Source organism: Gymnodinialimonas mytili, from assembly GCF_037544085.1.
GTDB lineage: Bacteria > Pseudomonadota > Alphaproteobacteria > Rhodobacterales > Rhodobacteraceae > Gymnodinialimonas > Gymnodinialimonas mytili.
On the sequence record NZ_JBBIFW010000007.1, the window covers coordinates 15,500 to 30,599 of the forward strand.

The window sequence follows — 15,100 nt, forward strand, 5'->3', positions numbered from 1 at the left end:
AAAAGGAATCTATCGCTCATGCCATGGAACTGGGAAATGCCCGGCTGGCCGGATTTCCGCTATGATGCGGCTGCGATGGCGCCGTTGGAGCAGCGTTTCCTGCTGTCATCGGGTGAAATTCTGGGCGCCGTCCATCATGTCAGCCCGTCCGAGCGGGATCAATTGCGCATCGATCTGTTGAGCGAAGAGGCGATGCAGACCAGCGCCATCGAAGGCGAGATGCTGGATCGGCAGAGCGTGCAATCCTCGCTGCGCCGTCACCTTGGATTGTCCCCCGGCACTTATCCGACGAAGCCGCGGGAACAGGGCGTGGCCGAGATGATGGTCGATGTCTATTCCACCTATGCCGTACCGCTGACGCAGGATACGTTGTTTCGGTGGCACGGCATGTTGCTGTCCCATGACAGGCATTTGGAGGCCATCGGCGCCTATCGGCGGCATGGGGATGCGATGCAGATCGTATCGGGGCGGCAGGACCAGCCCATAGTGCATTTCGAGGCGCCGGCCTCGGCGCAAGTCCCGCGCGAGATGGACCGCTATACGGATTGGTTCAACCGGACGGGTCCGGGCGGGGCGGACCCTCTGCCAGCATTGACGCGGGCCGGTCTGAGCCATCTCTACTTCGAGAGCATCCACCCCTTTGAGGATGGCAATGGGCGGTTGGGCCGGGCCCTTGCGGAGAAATCGCTGGCGCAGAATATCGGACAGCCGAGCCTGATCGCGCTGGCCTTCACGATCGAGCGGGCACGGAAGGCCTATTACGATCAGCTGGAGCGCCACCAAAAGACCTTGGATGTCACACCATGGCTGGACTGGTTCGCCGAGACGGTCTTGACCGCGCAGCAGGTCACGCTGGATCGGGTCGGGTTCTTCATCGCCAAGGCGCATTTCTACGACCGGTTCCGGGATCGGTTCAACGACAGGCAGGCGAAGGCGATCACGCGGATGTTTCGGGAAGGCCCGGATGGGTTCAAGGGCGGCCTGAGTGCTGAAAACTACCTGTCGATCACAGGGACGTCGCGGGCCACGGCGACGCGGGATTTGCAAGGATTGGTCGAGATGGGCGCGTTACGCCGCACCGGCGCGCTGCGCCACACGCGCTACTGGCTCAATCTGGTCGCCGCCTGACATCACGGGCGCCATGCCATGGGCCTTGGCGCATTTGCCGATCTCCCGCAAAGCATGGCACTGCGCGGTCAATCGGGCGCTGCGAAGTCCAACTCGTCCGGGCGGTAATTGAAAAGCTCCAATCGCGCGGGCTTGTCATCGCTCAGCTGGAAGGCGGTGAGGCTGGCGGGTGCGACGGGAATGATATGGGCCGGTGGTAGACCCAGGTAATGCTGCAGGAGCGCCCGGACAACGCCGCCGTGGCAGACCACAAGAAGGTTATCGCAGGGTGTCGCCCGCTCGGCCTCGATCACCGCGGAGGCCCGGTTCGAAAAGGCTGCCCAGGTCTCACCGCCGGGCGGTGTGGCCGTGCCCGCGCGCCAGCCTTGAAATGCCGCGGCGTCTTCGGCCTGGATGTCATCGATGTCGCGCCCGGTCCAATCGCCCAGGTCGTTCTCGCGCAGACCCGAGTCAAAGCGTGGCTCCACCGCGCCGATCTGATCCGCGGTCTCTCGGACCCGGGCCAGATCCGAGGAGACAGACCGGCACGGTCCGATCTCGGCGATCACCGGCCTCAAGGCGCGCGCCTGGGCGCGCCCCAGCTCGGACAAGCTGATATCGGCCTGGCCCTGCAGGCGCCGGGTGGCGTTCCATTCCGATTGGCCATGGCGCACGAGGAGGACACGCATCAGCGGATCCTCCCACCGTCTGGGCCGAACCAGCTGTCGGGTTCGGGGGGCAGTTGAAACTGAACGATGTCGCCGATGCGCGCCTTGGGCGGTGTGTCGACAATCGCGGTCAGACGCATCCCGTCGCCAAGACCCGTCACCATGGTGCGCCCGGCAATGGTGCTTGTCTCGACCAATTCCATCGGCAGCGTCATCGCGGCCTCCTCCTGGGCGAGGACCATCGTTTCGGCGCGATACATCGCCAGACAATCCGCAGCGGGGGGGTCTATTGGCATGATGCGGCCGCCCACCTTGTAGCCAGCCCCGTTCTTGACCACCGGCACCATGTTGTTGGGCGGTGTGCCCACGAAGGTGGCCACGAAGGCGGTTTCCGGATGATCGATCAGATCTGCGGGCGTGCCGAATTGCTGGACGCGGCCATGGTTCATGACGGCGACATGGCTGGCCATCGTCATCGCCTCGATCTGATCATGGGTGACGTAGACCGTGGTGGCGCCGGTGGCGCGGTGCAGACGCATCAGCTCGGTCCGCATCTCGACCCGCAGCTTGGCATCGAGATTGGACAGCGGTTCGTCAAACAGCAAGACCGATGGCTTCGGCGCGATCGTGCGGGCGATGGCAACACGCTGTTGCTGTCCGCCCGAGATTTCGTTGGGATATCGATCGGCCAGCGCTGCGATATCGAGCAATTCCAGCACTTCGGTCACACGCTTGTCCCGCGCCTCTTTGGACAGTTTCGCAACCTTCAGCGGCCAATCCACATTGCCGCGCACCGACATATGGGGCCACAGCGCATAGGATTGAAAAACCAGCCCTGAATGGCGCTTGGCCGGATCGACCGACCAGTTTTCGTCACCGTCCGAGACCATGTGATCGCCGAAGATGATCTGCCCTGCGCTTGGCAATTCCAGGCCGGCCAGCATCCGCAGCAACGTGGTCTTGCCGCAGCCAGATGGGCCGAGCAGCACCAGAAACGCGCCATCGGGCACCGAAATCGAGACATCTTTGACGGCCTCGAAATTGCCAAATCGTTTGTGGAGGTTCTTGATTTCAAGCATTGCGCGGGCCCTCAATTTTGCAGCCAGGGCTGGGATTTGGTTTGCAACCGCTGTGCGATCAGCGTGGCGGCGATCGAAATGGCCAGGATCACGACGGTGATTGCATTGGCGAATTGGGTGAAGCCCTCGGACGCGTAGCGATAGGCCACCACCGACAGGACAGGCATGGTGGGCGTGAAAAGCAGCACCACCAGAGACAGGTCGCGGACGATTTTGACGAAGATCAGGATGCCGCCCGCCGCCAGGCCCCGCACGGCCAGTGGCACGGTGATTGCCGCCAAGCGCCGGATGAACCCGGCGCCGGTGATGCGCGCACTTTCCTCAAGCTCGCCGCCCACCTGTTGGATCACGGCGCGACCGGTTTGCACCGAAAACGGCAGCAGGTAGGCGGTGCCCGCGATCACCAGCAGGGCAAAGGTGCCGTAAAGCGCGGGCAGGGGGCCGATAGGCGCGCCGAGATAGGCGATATAGGCTGCCCCGAAGGCGATGCCGGGCACCAGAAGTGGCAGAAAGCTGATCTGCGTGATCGCGGCCGACATCCAGCCCTCGCGGTAGCGCGCAGCCGTATAAGAGGCCAGAAGCCCGACGATCATACCGGTCAGAGCGACGGCGAGGCCCAGGCCAAGCGTGACCCAAAGCGCGCGCAGGATGTCCTCGTTGTGGATGATCCCGGCCGTGCCTTGGGCGAAATCGGGGCGGCTTTCGCCGATCCAGAAATGCGTGGTCCAGTTCGCGAAGAGATCCGAGGAGGAGGGCGCGAAACTGGAGGCGGCCAAAACGGCGACCGGTACGATTGTGCTGGCCATCAGGATGGTCATCGCGACTGCGAAAAGCGGCCAGCGCGCGCCGCGCAGGTCGAAGCGTTTGGCGCGCCCGCCTTTGCCGGTGATCGTGGCGTAGGAGCGGCGGCCCGAGACTATGCGATTGCCCGCCCAGAGAAAGGCGCCCGAGATCAGGACCAGCATGATGCCGATGACATAGCCGCGGCTGACCTGGCCGACTTCGATCATTCCAAAGAGCCGGGTGGACAGCGTTTGCATCCGCACCGGCAGACCCAGCAGGGCGGGCGTGGCGAAGTTCGACACCGCCCCCGCGAAACACAGGGATCCGGCAGCCACCAACGCGGGTGTCGTGACCGGCAGGATGATCCCCATCAGGATGCGGCGGCCCTTGGCGCCCGCGATCTGCGCCGCCTCGACCAGATCCGAATTCACTGTGGCCAGCGCCGCGGCGATAATGGTGAAGGCAAGGCTGAAATAGTGCAGCGTCAGCACAATCAGCGTCGGCACCATACCCCAGGCGAGCCAATCCGGCACATCCAGGCCCGAGCCTTGCAGAAACCCGACCTGACCGCCGACGCGATCATTGCGGAACAGCGTGCCCCAGGCCAGTGCGGCGGCGAAACTGGGGATCATGAAGGGCAGGGTGGCCATGACGCCGATCAGCTTGCGGTAGGGCACATTGGTCATCACCACCAGCCAGGCCAGGAAGCCGCCGATCAGCACGCAGGCCGTGGCCACCACCACACCAATGAGAAGTGTGTTGGCCAGCGGCTTGTAGAACAGGTTTTCGCTGAGCCGCCCGACCAAGACGTCGGACCAGGCCCGCAGATTGTCCGGCTCCAGCGTGAACAGAACGGTTCTGAGCAGGGGCAGCACGATCAGCGCGATCAGCAATGCAAGGACGAATGTCTTGAGCACGGTGCCCTGTTTGAACAGGACGCGCCGTCCACGCGTGTTCATGGCGGTCTCGGCCATACCCGGTGATCCTTCTGCTGATGGATGAGGTGGGGGCGGGTATTGAAATATACACACCCCCGAAGCGATGACCCGTTATTGCAGGGTCAGCACCAGATCGCCGATCTCGGACCGGATTGTGGCGGTCTCCGACGGGGCGATGCGCCAGGCGTTGAATTCGTCCAGCGGAACGGCATCGGGATGGGGCGGGATATCGGTGCGGGTCACGTAATCGCCCGCCACATAGAACGGTGCCAGACCCGCGCCGCCGGTTTCACTTTCGTCCCCCATCAGGAAATCGATCACCAGGCGGGCCGCGGCGGGATTGTTGGGCTCGGTGGCGAGTGCCAGGACGGCTGGGAAGATGATCCCCGACGCCGGGCTGACGTCATTGGCCACCTGCAACGCCCAACCTTCATCCTCGTTGTCGCGCCGGTCGGAATAGGAGGTGAACCCAACCGGCGGGTTCTCCTGGCCGAGCGCGCCCACGGCGGCGTTCACATCGTCGGTGGAGCCCACCAGGATCAGGTCATTGGCGAAGAGATCCATGATGAATTGCTCGCCCGCATTCGCGGCCCCGTCGAGCGTGATTTCGGCGCCGAATTGGACCTCGTAGGCGGCGGCCATTTCATCGGCGCGCAAGACGATCTCGGTCATCAGATCGAGATAGTCACCGCGTTGCAGGGGGTCGACCATGACGACGCGTCCGCGCCATTCCTCTGTCGTCAACTCCCATAGGTTTGAGATTGGCGCGCCATCGGGATTGGCTTCTTCGTTATACATCAGCACTTTGGTCGACAAACGCTGCGCCAGAAGCGGCGATTGGAACTCGGCCGGTACGCGGTCGGCAACTCGCGGCGGGACATAGGGTGTGATGATACCTTCTTCTAGAAGAGTGGTCAGAACCACAGGGGTATCCGAGATGTAGATGACATCTGCATTGGTGACACCGGCCTGCGCCTCGGCGGTCAGGCGCGCAATCTGCTCGGTCGAAGAAATGTCAAAGCCTTGCAGATCGATCGTCGGATAAACCTCTTCGAACGCGGTTTCGACGCGGCCGATCCGACTGGTGAAGGAATAGACGATGACCTCGCCTTCCGCTTCGGCCATGGGCAAAAGCTCGTCAGTTGTCATCTCATCCAGATGCCCATCGGCGAAGGCTGCAGTGGACAATACTATACCGATCGCGCCGAGGCGCGTTGTCGTCAGACCCATCATGATAATCTCCCTTGGGTTCTTCCCTGGTTACTCAAACCGTTCGATCAATTGCCCCAACTGGTCGAGTTTTTTCAGTGACTCGTCTCTTTCAGTATGTCCTGCCGCGATGACAATAGCGTTACAGATCGTCATCGGTACGGTCAGTGTTTGAAACGCATCCGGGTCACCTGAGCGGGGCGCGGCCAGCAAATGATCCGGCGCCGGGGCAAGCAACGCGCCGGATGTGCCCGAGATCACAATCGTCCGCGCCCCTGCCTCGCGTGCCGTTTCGATCAGCGCGCCATAGGCCCGCGGCGGGCGTCGGAACGCAAAGATCAACACGGCATCGCCGGATCGCAGGCCGAGGACCTGTTCGGCCATGGCCCGCGGATCGGCAGTGAGTTGATGCACATCCTTGCCGAAGCGCCGGAAGCGTTTGATCATCATCAGTGACAGCACTTCGGCATTGCCATAGCCGTAGACAAAGATCCGACCCGCTTGCATGAGGATTTCGGCCACCTGCGCGATCTGATCGGCTGTGATGAATTCTTCGATCCGGCCAAGCGCATTGGCCTCTTCATGGGCGAGCTTGCCCAGGATGGTGTCAGAGCTGCTATCCGTGATCGTCTTTTCGAACCGTGTCGCCGTCTCACGCGTGGCGATGAATTCATCCCGTAGGGCATCGCGGAATGCTGCGTAGCTGTCATAGCCAAGCTTGCGCGCCAGTCGCGATGCTGTCGCCTCGTGGACACCCACAGCCTTGGCCAATTCGTTTGCTGTCCCAAGGGCGGCGGCGGTGGGGCTTTCGATCACAGACTGCACCAGCCGACGTTCGTTCGGCGTAAGATTGCTCGCCTCGCCCGATATCTTTTCGATGAGTGACATTGTTCTCCCATACGCTGTCGCAAGCATACTTGCATGATTCACAAAACGTTGCAAGTTGTCATGCAAACGTCACAATCACTCGATGCGTGACGTGCAACAGCGCGTCACCAAATGAAGTATTTTCCATTATTTCAGAGGGTTGAGAAAGATCCGCCTTTGGCCAAATGCCGCATCTGTTTTCCCCTTGGATCGAGATTTTGAAATGGCCCAAGTGTCTTGGACGATGATTTTTGCGGTTCTCCAACCATGATCTCACTGCCTGAAACGCGGCGCGATGATCCGCCATGTCCGCGATGTGCTGCCGATGGCCAACTTGCTTTGCGCGAATTTGTATCCTAAGCAAAGGGCACGCAGGGGGGTCCCGCCTAGGGGACTGAGAGGCTGACAGGGCATATGCCCGGTGATGCGACCCTTTGAACCTGACCCAGTTGATACTGGCGTAGGAAGCTAGGGCCGTATCGGTGTTTATCCGTGGTCGGGCCGGTATCCGGGCGTAGCCTCGGTGTTTCCCACCCCAACCTCATCTGGTGTCTTTTTAAGTGTTGGCTTGAGGAGCACCGATATGAACGTCCACACCCCCAAGGTCACGACCGGCGGCTTGCCCGCATCGCGCAAGATCTATGTGAGCGGGACGCAGCACCCCGATATCCGCGTCCCGATGCGCGAGATTTCCGTCCATCCAACAGCCGGAGAGCCGCCGGTCACCGTCTACGACACGTCGGGGGTCTATACAGACCCGGATATTGTGACCGACATCAACCACGGCCTAGCGCCCCTGCGCCGCGCCTGGATTGAAGCGCGTGGCGATGTGGAAGCCTATGACGGGCGCGACGTGAAGCCCGAGGACAACGGCTTTGTCTCCGGTGACCGTCTGACGCCGGAATTTCCGGTCCGCGCGCGGCCCCTGTGCGCCAAGGACGGCAAGGCGGTCACGCAGTTGGCCTATGCGCGCGCCGGGATTGTCACGCCCGAGATGGAATACATCGCGATCCGCGAGAACCAGCTGCGCGAGGCTGTGGTTGAGGCGCGGGATGGCGAGGATTTCGGTGCCAACATCCCGGATTATGTGACCCCCGAATTCGTGCGGGACGAGGTCGCAGCAGGCCGCGCGATCATCCCCGCCAACATCAACCACCCCGAGAGCGAACCGATGATCATCGGACGCAACTTCCTGGTGAAGATCAACGCGAATATGGGCACCTCTGCGGTGACCTCCTCGATGGAGGAAGAAGTAGAGAAACTGGTCTGGGCGATCCGTTGGGGGGCCGATACGGTCATGGATCTGTCGACCGGGCGCAACATCCACAATACCCGTGAATGGATCATCCGCAATTCACCCGTGCCTATTGGTACCGTGCCGATCTATCAGGCTCTGGAAAAGGTGAACGGCATCGCCGAGGATCTCACCTGGGAGGTGTTCCGCGACACGCTGATCGAACAGGCGGAGCAGGGGGTGGATTACTTCACCATCCACGCCGGCGTGCGGCTGCACATGGTCCCGATGACGGTGGAGCGGGTGACGGGGATCGTGTCGCGCGGCGGATCGATCATGGCCAAATGGTGCCTGCATCATCACAAGGAAAGCTTCCTCTACGAGCATTTCGAGGAGATTTGCGACATCTGCCGCGCCTATGATGTGTCCTTCTCTCTGGGCGATGGGCTGCGCCCCGGCTCCATCGCCGATGCCAATGATGAAGCGCAATTCGCTGAGCTGGAGACGCTGGGTGAGCTGACCAAGATCGCCTGGGCCAAGGATTGTCAGGTGATGATTGAAGGGCCGGGCCATGTGGCCATGCACAAGATCAAGGAGAACATGGACAAGCAGCTGGAATGCTGTCACGAGGCGCCGTTTTACACGCTTGGGCCACTCACTACGGATATCGCACCCGGCTACGACCACATCACCTCCGGCATTGGGGCGGCGATGATCGGCTGGTTTGGCTGTGCGATGCTTTGCTATGTGACGCCCAAGGAACATCTGGGCCTGCCCGACCGGGATGACGTCAAAACCGGCGTCATCACCTACAAGATCGCGGCCCACGCCGCCGATTTGGCCAAGGGGCTGCCGGGCGCGCAACGGCGGGATGATGCGCTCAGCCGTGCACGGTTCGAGTTCCGCTGGGAGGACCAGTTCAATCTGTCGCTTGACCCGGATACCGCGCGCGACTTCCACGACCAGACCCTGCCGAAAGAGGCGCATAAGGTGGCGCATTTCTGCTCCATGTGCGGGCCGAAGTTCTGTTCCATGCGGATCAGCCATGACATCCGCGCCGAGGCGCAGAAAGAGGGCATGGAGGCGATGGCGGCCAAGTTCCGCGAAGGCGGTGAGCTCTATATTCCCGCCGAGGAGGGCAAGGAATGATCCGTATCGCCGGGGCGGGGCTTGCCGGTCTCACCTCTGCGCTGGAACTGGCGCGGCGCGGTGCCAAGGTCACGGTCTATGACCGGGCCAGTGGCCCCGGTAAAGGCAGCGTGGCCCGCTATGCGGGCGGGATGCTCGCCCCGTGGTGCGAACGCGAAAGCGCCGATGATGCGGTTGTGACGCTCGGGCGTGATGCGGTGGAGTGGTGGAGTGGGGTCACAGCCGTGACCCGCCTTGGGACGCTTGTCGTGGCGCCGCCGCGCGACCGGCAAGAGGTGGCGCGGTTTGCGCGCCGCACATCGGACTTCACGCCGGTCGATGGCGCCGGGATCGCGGAGTTGGAACCGGCACTAGGCGGACGGTTCGATCAGGGCCTGCATTTCACCAAGGAAGCGCATCTGAACCCGAGACAGGCGTTGATAGATCTGACCATGGCGTCGCGCGACGCCGGTGTCTCGTTCCGATGGGCAACCGAAGCGCCCGCAGGGGTCACGTTGGACTGTACCGGACCGGCTGCCAACTTGCCCGGCCTGCGCCCGGTGCGCGGGGAAATGGCGATCTTGCAATGCCCGGAGGTCGAGATCACCCGCACGGTGCGCCTTCTGCATCCGCGTATTCCGCTTTACCTCGTGCCTCGTGGCGCTGGCATTTACATGATCGGCGCAACCATGATCGAAAGCTCGTCGACCCGTCCACCTACACTCCGGTCGATCAGCGAATTGCTGAGCGCGGCCTTCACCCTGCATCCCGGTTTTGCCGAAGCCAGCATCCTGGAGATCGGGGCCGGCCTGCGCCCCGCCTATGGGAACAACCTGCCGCGCTTGACCCGCCATGGAGGGGGCTGGGCGCTGAACGGCCTCTATCGCCACGGCTTTCTGCTGGCCCCTGCCATGGCCAAGCACGTCGCTGACACCCTTCTTTCGGAGACATCCCATGAACATCCTCGTGAATGCCCAGCCGCATGAGGTCACGGGCAAGACCCTATCCGCCGCGCTTGAAGAATTGGGGTTTACCAACCCTGCTATTGCCACGGCCCTGAACGGTCAGTTCATCCCGCGCGATGCGCGCCCCGACACGCAGATCCTGCCCGGTGATCGGCTGGAGGTTCTGGCGCCGATGCAGGGAGGTTGAGATGAAGTTTTACGGCACGCCCGTCACATCGCGCCTGCTTTTGGGTACAGCGCAATATCCGTCACCCGCCATCCTGCAAGAGGCGATCCGTGCCAGCGGGTGTGAGATCGTGACTGTTTCGCTACGGCGTGAAACGGCGGATGGCTCGGGGGCCGGATTTTGGGAGATGCTGCGCGATATCGGCGTCGAGATCCTGCCCAACACGGCGGGGTGCCATTCCGTTTCCGAAGCGATCACCACCGCACAGATGGCGCGGGAGCTGTTCGGCACGCGCTGGATCAAGCTGGAGGTGATCGGCCATGCCGACACGTTGCAGCCCGATGTCTTTGGCTTGGTCGAGGCCGCGGGAGAGCTAACCGCCCAAGGGTTTCAGGTGTTCCCCTATACGACCGATGATCTGATTGTCGGGGAAAAGCTGCTGGCGGCAGGCTGCGAAGTCTTGATGCCGTGGGGGGCGCCGATTGGGTCCGGGCAAGGCCTGCGCACGCCCGATGCATTGCGGACCATGCGAGCGCATTTCCCCGGCGTGCCGCTGATCGTGGATGCCGGGATCGGGCGCCCCTCAGATGCCTGTCAGGCGATGGAATTGGGGATGGATGCAGTTTTGCTGAACACCGCCGTGGCCAAGGCGGGCGATCCGGTGGCCATGGCGCGGGCGATGGCGGGTGCGATCAATGCGGGCCGGATCGGATATGGTGCGGATCCCATGGATCGGCGCGACATGGCGGTTCCCTCGACGCCCGTGCTCGGCCTGGCGGAACTGGCCTGATGGAACGATTCTACCTGATCGTTGGCGATGCCGAGCGGGTCGAGCACCTGGTGCCGCTTGGTGTGAAGCTGGTGCAATTGCGGATCAAGGACCGGCCCGAGGCTGATATTCGGGCGCAGATCACCCGCGCCAAGGTTGTCTGCGAGGCGCATGACGCGCAACTTGTAGTCAACGATTACTGGCAGGCGGCGCTCGATCTGGGCTGTGATTTTGTGCATCTGGGGCAAGAGGATATGGACAGCGCGGATTTTGTGGCGCTGCGGCGGGCGGGTATCCGGTTCGGCCTGTCGACCCATGATGACGCGGAGCTTGACCGCGCCTTGTCCCACGATCCGGCCTATGTGGCGCTTGGGCCGGTCTATCCGACCTTGCTGAAAAAGATGAAATGGGCGCCGCAGGGCTTGGATCGCGTGACCCGTTGGAAAGCACAGGTGGGCAATACGCCCCTGGTGGCCATTGGCGGACTGACCATTGAGCGGCTGCCCGGTGTGTTTGCCGCAGGGGCCGATAGCGCAGCGGTGGTGACAGACATTCAGCGGGCCGATGACCCTGAAGCGCGCACCCGCGCCTGGATCGCGGCATGTGCCCCATGACCCGCTATGCACGCCAGATGATGCTGCCCGAGATCGGTGCCGACGGTCAGGCGCGGCTGGCTGTTGCGCATGTTGCGATCATCGGGGCCGGTGGGCTTGGTTGCCCGGTGCTGCAATACCTCGCCGGGGCCGGTGTGGGGCACATCACCTTGTACGATCCTGATGTGATCGAGGACAGCAATCTGCATCGTCAGCCGCTTTATCGCATATCGGATCTGGGGCGCCCCAAAGCCGACGTTGCCGCCGAGTTTGTGCGTGGTTTCAACCCGGATGTCGCCATAGATGCCCATATCTGTGCATTGGGTCCGAGCATCGCGGCTGATATCGCCGAAACCGCGGATCTTGTCATCGATGCCGCCGATAGTTTCGCCGTGTCCTACATTTTGTCGGATACCTGCCGCAGCCAGAAGACGCCTTTGATCTCCGCCAGCGTTTTGGGTCAATCCGGCTATGTCGGTGCGTTCTGTGGATCCGCCCCGTCATTGAGGGCGGTGTTCCCAGATTTGCCGGATAATGGCGCCACCTGCGCCACCGCGGGTGTCTTGGGCCCGGCCGTGGGCACGATTGGCGCCTTGCAGGCGCAGATGGCGCTGAGAGTTCTGTTGAGGTCTGATCCGTCGCCGCTGGGGCGTCTGGTGACACTTGATTTGGCAAAGCTGCGATTTGGCGGGTTCGCGTTTCACGGCAGCCCAGAGCCGGAGCAGTATGTGCCGTTCGTCGCGAAAAGCATGTTGGATGACAGCGATCAGATCATTGAATTGCGGAGCGAGGATGAAGTGGCACGGCCCATCGCGCCATCGGCGATGCGTCTTCGTCCAGATGGGCTGGATAGGTTTGAGGCGCCAGCCGACACGCGCGTTGTGTTGTGCTGCCGGAGCGGCCTGCGGGCCTGGCGGGCCGCCTCAGTTCTGCAGGCGAAAGGGCACCGTCAGCTTGCCCTTTTGGCGGCTCAGGCCTGCGGTTGAGCTGCTGATCTTTTGACGACGGCGTCGGTGTGGATGGAAAAAGGGCGCCCGATGGTTTCGATCGCCCTTTCTCATCTGCTTGAGATGTTAGCTGCGGCCAGACGGGGCCGGGATCTCGGGCGGACGCTCGAAGATCTGGAAAAACTTCAGGAACTCGGCCAGGGGCGAATTACCCACATAGACCACATCGCCGTCCCGCAACATGAACTGACCGGCATCCAATCGCGCGGTGGGAGATGTATAATCGGCCTGGAAAATCACATCCCCGAAGACGCGGATATGCGGGTTGCCGGGCGGCTGTTCCAGCAGAAAGGATTCACCCGGAGGCATCCGGCGAAACACGTAAACGGCATTGGGATTGGCACGGCTGTCTTGCAGGCCACCGGCTTGGGCGATGGCTTGGGCCAGGGTCAGTTCCCCTTCGACGAAGTTGAACTCACCGGGGGAGGACAGCGCGCCATCTGCGATAAAGCTGGCCTGACCGCCGCCGATGATCACCGCATCACCTGGACGCAGAGCGACATCTTGGGACGGATCGGCCAGGATCTGCGACAGCAATGCGCTGCGCGTCTCACCCCCGCGGCGCAAGATGATATTGGTTTGATCCGGCGCGCCCTGGGTGCCACCGGCGGAGGCCAGCGCATCGAGGATCGTTTCACCCCGGGGGGTCAGCGGGTAGGTGCCGCCCGCGCCGACATTGCCCTGGACGGTGAAATTGTCGGTAGCCGAGACCGTGACGCTGACCGTGGCCTGCGGATCGATGGCCCGTTCACGCAGCGCGTTGGTGATCAACCGCTGCGCGCCGACATTGTTGTTGCCTGCGACACGGACGGCCCCGATGAAGGGCAGGGACACTGTTCCATCGGGCGAGACGACAAATTCGCCCAGTTGCAGCGATGATGTGCCTTCGACCGAGAACATGCCGTCATCGGAGGTTTCAAACACCTGCACGTTGATGGCATCGCCCGGACGGATGACGCCGGGGGTGTAGGGCATCGTCGTGAGATGGCCAAACCCCTCGCTGGGGGCGGGTGTGCCGAGCGCGTTGATGACGGAGCGGTTCAGCGGCAGGATCGGCACATCGGCCGCCCGTGCATCGCGCCGCACCTCGCCCTGCGAAGGGCCGTCCCTTGGGCCGCAAGCGGCGAGGCCCAGTGTCACTGCCATCAAAACTAGGATGAGGTGTTTTTTCATCATATTGTCCCTGATTTTGAGCGCTCTGCCGGTTTGCGTCATTCTCGTGTCGTGCGCTCTAACCCGTGTGCGGCGAAAGGAATACACACAGCGCCGTAGCGTCAAGGGTGGCGCCAGCGATGAGTGCGTTCTGCGTCAGTTCCGTCACAGCGATCTGAGGTGTTTTGGCACCGGCGAGGATCTCGGCGATTTCGTCGAAGCTCAGCATTTCGGTCAGGCCAGGCGAGGCGAGCAGAAACCGGTCGCCATCTTCGACCTGACCAATCGAACTGTCGGGGGCATTTGTCCGACGGGCCCCAAGGGCATGGGTGACGATCCCCCGCAGCCGCGCATCGGTATGGGGCCGATTGATCTGATGCAGTGTCCCGCCGCGCGCCAGCAGAGCTGTGCAATTGCCCGACCACAACACCGCATAGCGGCGCGCCTGGATCAAAAGCACCAAGGCCGCGACGGCGGTCTGTTCGCCCGCCGCTTCGGCCCGTGCGGCGAGGCGGGTATTCGCGCTACCCAGTTTGCCCTTCGCTTCGGCGATCAGATCGTTCATGGAAAACGGGTTTGCGATACTTTCGAAGACCGGCACCAGGCCTTTGACCTGGGTCGGCAAGGTTGGCGAGGGACCGATCCCGGCGAGCAGCGAAAAGGCCTGGTGATCGGCATTCATCGCGGTGGCGTCGGTCAAGCCGGCGCTGCGGGTGCCGCGCAAGGACGCGGCCGCGTAATCGCGATAAAGCAGCGCCGCGGGCGCGGGCGGCTGTGGAGCAGGAGGGGCATCCTCGGGCACGGGCGAGATCAGCACGGGCCGACGCTCGCCTTCCGTCCTACCTTGTGCATTTCCTAGAAAAAATTGTGAAAAATCAGAATGTTGCGGCATGTAGTCAGTATAGTGACTGCGCTCGCCATTGCGACCGGTCCACCAGAACGCCGAGGGGGCATCGCCGAATTCTTCACTGCGCGGGCGGTTGGGCAGGGGGCTTGTGGGCAGGCAAGCCACACCTTCCGCCAGCGCTGCGGGTGAGACCTTGGCGTGGAGGCAGGACATTGCAAGTGCCTCTGCCGCGTCAAAAAATGCCAGATCATCGCAAAGCGACAGCAGGTCATTCTGCCCGAGATCCGGCCGCGCGCAGGCGATGACCAGGGGGAAATAGCGGCCCACACGGTCGACCGAGGGCATCATGACCCCGGCGAGGGGCTGCGGGCCTGCCACGCCGCCTTCCATCGCGAAGCGCCAGACCGGGGTGACCAGGAATGCATCCAGCCAGCGGCGTCCGCGATCTTGCTGGCTGTCGCGGATCGCGGTGCGCAACCATTCGTCGAACACCGTTTCGACGGCGGGGGGCAAGCCGTGGCTGACGAAATCGCCCGCTTGGGGGATCTTGCCAAAATAACCGCGCCAGGTGGGTTGAGCTTTCATCGG

General features: G+C 62.6%; 14 protein-coding genes and 1 riboswitch. Of the genes, 7 read left to right on the plus strand and 7 right to left on the minus strand.

The window, feature by feature from the left end:
• Window positions 1-18: 18 nt before the first annotated feature.
• A complete protein-coding gene (locus V8J82_RS21380; RefSeq protein WP_339978594.1) occupies window positions 19-1,128 on the plus strand; it encodes a Fic family protein in 1,110 nt (369 codons plus the stop codon).
• A gap of 68 nt (window positions 1,129-1,196) precedes the next feature.
• Here the strand turns inward: V8J82_RS21380 and V8J82_RS21385 are convergent, their stop codons facing one another.
• The 5 genes from V8J82_RS21385 to V8J82_RS21405 all read right to left on the minus strand — a co-directional run bounded on the left by V8J82_RS21385 (window position 1,197) and on the right by V8J82_RS21405 (window position 6,672).
• Window positions 1,197-1,796, minus strand: a complete 600-nt coding sequence (locus V8J82_RS21385; protein WP_339978596.1) for a histidine phosphatase family protein — start codon at window positions 1,794-1,796, stop codon at window positions 1,197-1,199.
• Window positions 1,796-2,854: an ABC transporter ATP-binding protein gene (locus V8J82_RS21390; RefSeq protein ID WP_339978598.1), complete on the minus strand. Its 1,059-nt coding sequence runs from the start codon at window positions 2,852-2,854 to the stop codon at window positions 1,796-1,798. Before V8J82_RS21390 ends, V8J82_RS21385 begins: the two co-directional genes overlap by 1 nt.
• 11 nt (window positions 2,855-2,865) lie before the next feature.
• Window positions 2,866-4,611, minus strand: a complete 1,746-nt coding sequence (locus V8J82_RS21395; protein ID WP_339978600.1) for an ABC transporter permease — start codon at window positions 4,609-4,611, stop codon at window positions 2,866-2,868.
• 75 nt (window positions 4,612-4,686) lie between these two features.
• Window positions 4,687-5,805 carry an ABC transporter substrate-binding protein gene (locus tag V8J82_RS21400; RefSeq protein WP_339978602.1) on the minus strand — a complete coding sequence of 373 codons (1,119 nt, stop codon included), beginning with the start codon at window positions 5,803-5,805 and terminating at the stop codon, window positions 4,687-4,689.
• Between the two features lie 30 nt (window positions 5,806-5,835).
• Window positions 5,836-6,672, minus strand: a complete 837-nt coding sequence (locus V8J82_RS21405) for a MurR/RpiR family transcriptional regulator (RefSeq protein ID WP_339978604.1) — start codon at window positions 6,670-6,672, stop codon at window positions 5,836-5,838.
• Between the two features lie 342 nt (window positions 6,673-7,014).
• Window positions 7,015-7,135, plus strand: a riboswitch (TPP riboswitch).
• 99 nt (window positions 7,136-7,234) lie between these two features.
• On the opposite strand from V8J82_RS21405, the gene thiC reads away from it, so the two are divergent.
• From thiC to V8J82_RS21435, 6 genes are read left to right on the plus strand one after another with little or no spacing between them, the layout of a single operon-like run.
• Window positions 7,235-9,034, plus strand: a complete 1,800-nt coding sequence (gene thiC, locus V8J82_RS21410; protein WP_339978606.1) for a phosphomethylpyrimidine synthase ThiC — start codon at window positions 7,235-7,237, stop codon at window positions 9,032-9,034.
• Window positions 9,031-9,999 (plus strand): FAD-dependent oxidoreductase, encoded by a 969-nt coding sequence (locus tag V8J82_RS21415; protein ID WP_339978608.1) that lies wholly within the window; start codon window positions 9,031-9,033, stop codon window positions 9,997-9,999. Before thiC ends, V8J82_RS21415 begins: the two co-directional genes overlap by 4 nt.
• On the plus strand, window positions 9,968-10,165 hold the full coding sequence (gene thiS / locus V8J82_RS21420; RefSeq protein WP_339978610.1) for a sulfur carrier protein ThiS: 198 nt from the start codon (window positions 9,968-9,970) through the stop codon (window positions 10,163-10,165). Before V8J82_RS21415 ends, thiS begins: the two co-directional genes overlap by 32 nt.
• 1 nt (window position 10,166) lies before the next feature.
• Entirely contained in the window at window positions 10,167-10,934 is a 768-nt protein-coding gene (locus V8J82_RS21425; protein ID WP_339978612.1) for a thiazole synthase, read from the plus strand.
• Window positions 10,934-11,527 carry a thiamine phosphate synthase gene (locus V8J82_RS21430; protein WP_339978614.1) on the plus strand — a complete coding sequence of 198 codons (594 nt, stop codon included), beginning with the start codon at window positions 10,934-10,936 and terminating at the stop codon, window positions 11,525-11,527. Before V8J82_RS21425 ends, V8J82_RS21430 begins: the two co-directional genes overlap by 1 nt.
• Complete coding sequence (locus V8J82_RS21435; RefSeq protein WP_339978616.1) at window positions 11,524-12,492, plus strand: ThiF family adenylyltransferase; 969 nt, start codon at window positions 11,524-11,526, stop codon at window positions 12,490-12,492. Before V8J82_RS21430 ends, V8J82_RS21435 begins: the two co-directional genes overlap by 4 nt.
• Before the next feature lie 87 nt (window positions 12,493-12,579).
• Here the strand turns inward: V8J82_RS21435 and V8J82_RS21440 are convergent, their stop codons facing one another.
• Both V8J82_RS21440 and tagF read right to left on the minus strand, forming a co-directional pair.
• Window positions 12,580-13,686: a polysaccharide biosynthesis/export family protein gene (locus V8J82_RS21440; RefSeq protein ID WP_339978618.1), complete on the minus strand. Its 1,107-nt coding sequence runs from the start codon at window positions 13,684-13,686 to the stop codon at window positions 12,580-12,582.
• 58 nt (window positions 13,687-13,744) lie between these two features.
• Window positions 13,745-15,097, minus strand: a complete 1,353-nt coding sequence (gene tagF, locus V8J82_RS21445) for a type VI secretion system-associated protein TagF (RefSeq protein WP_339978620.1) — start codon at window positions 15,095-15,097, stop codon at window positions 13,745-13,747.
• Between the last annotated feature and the right edge of the window lie 3 nt (window positions 15,098-15,100).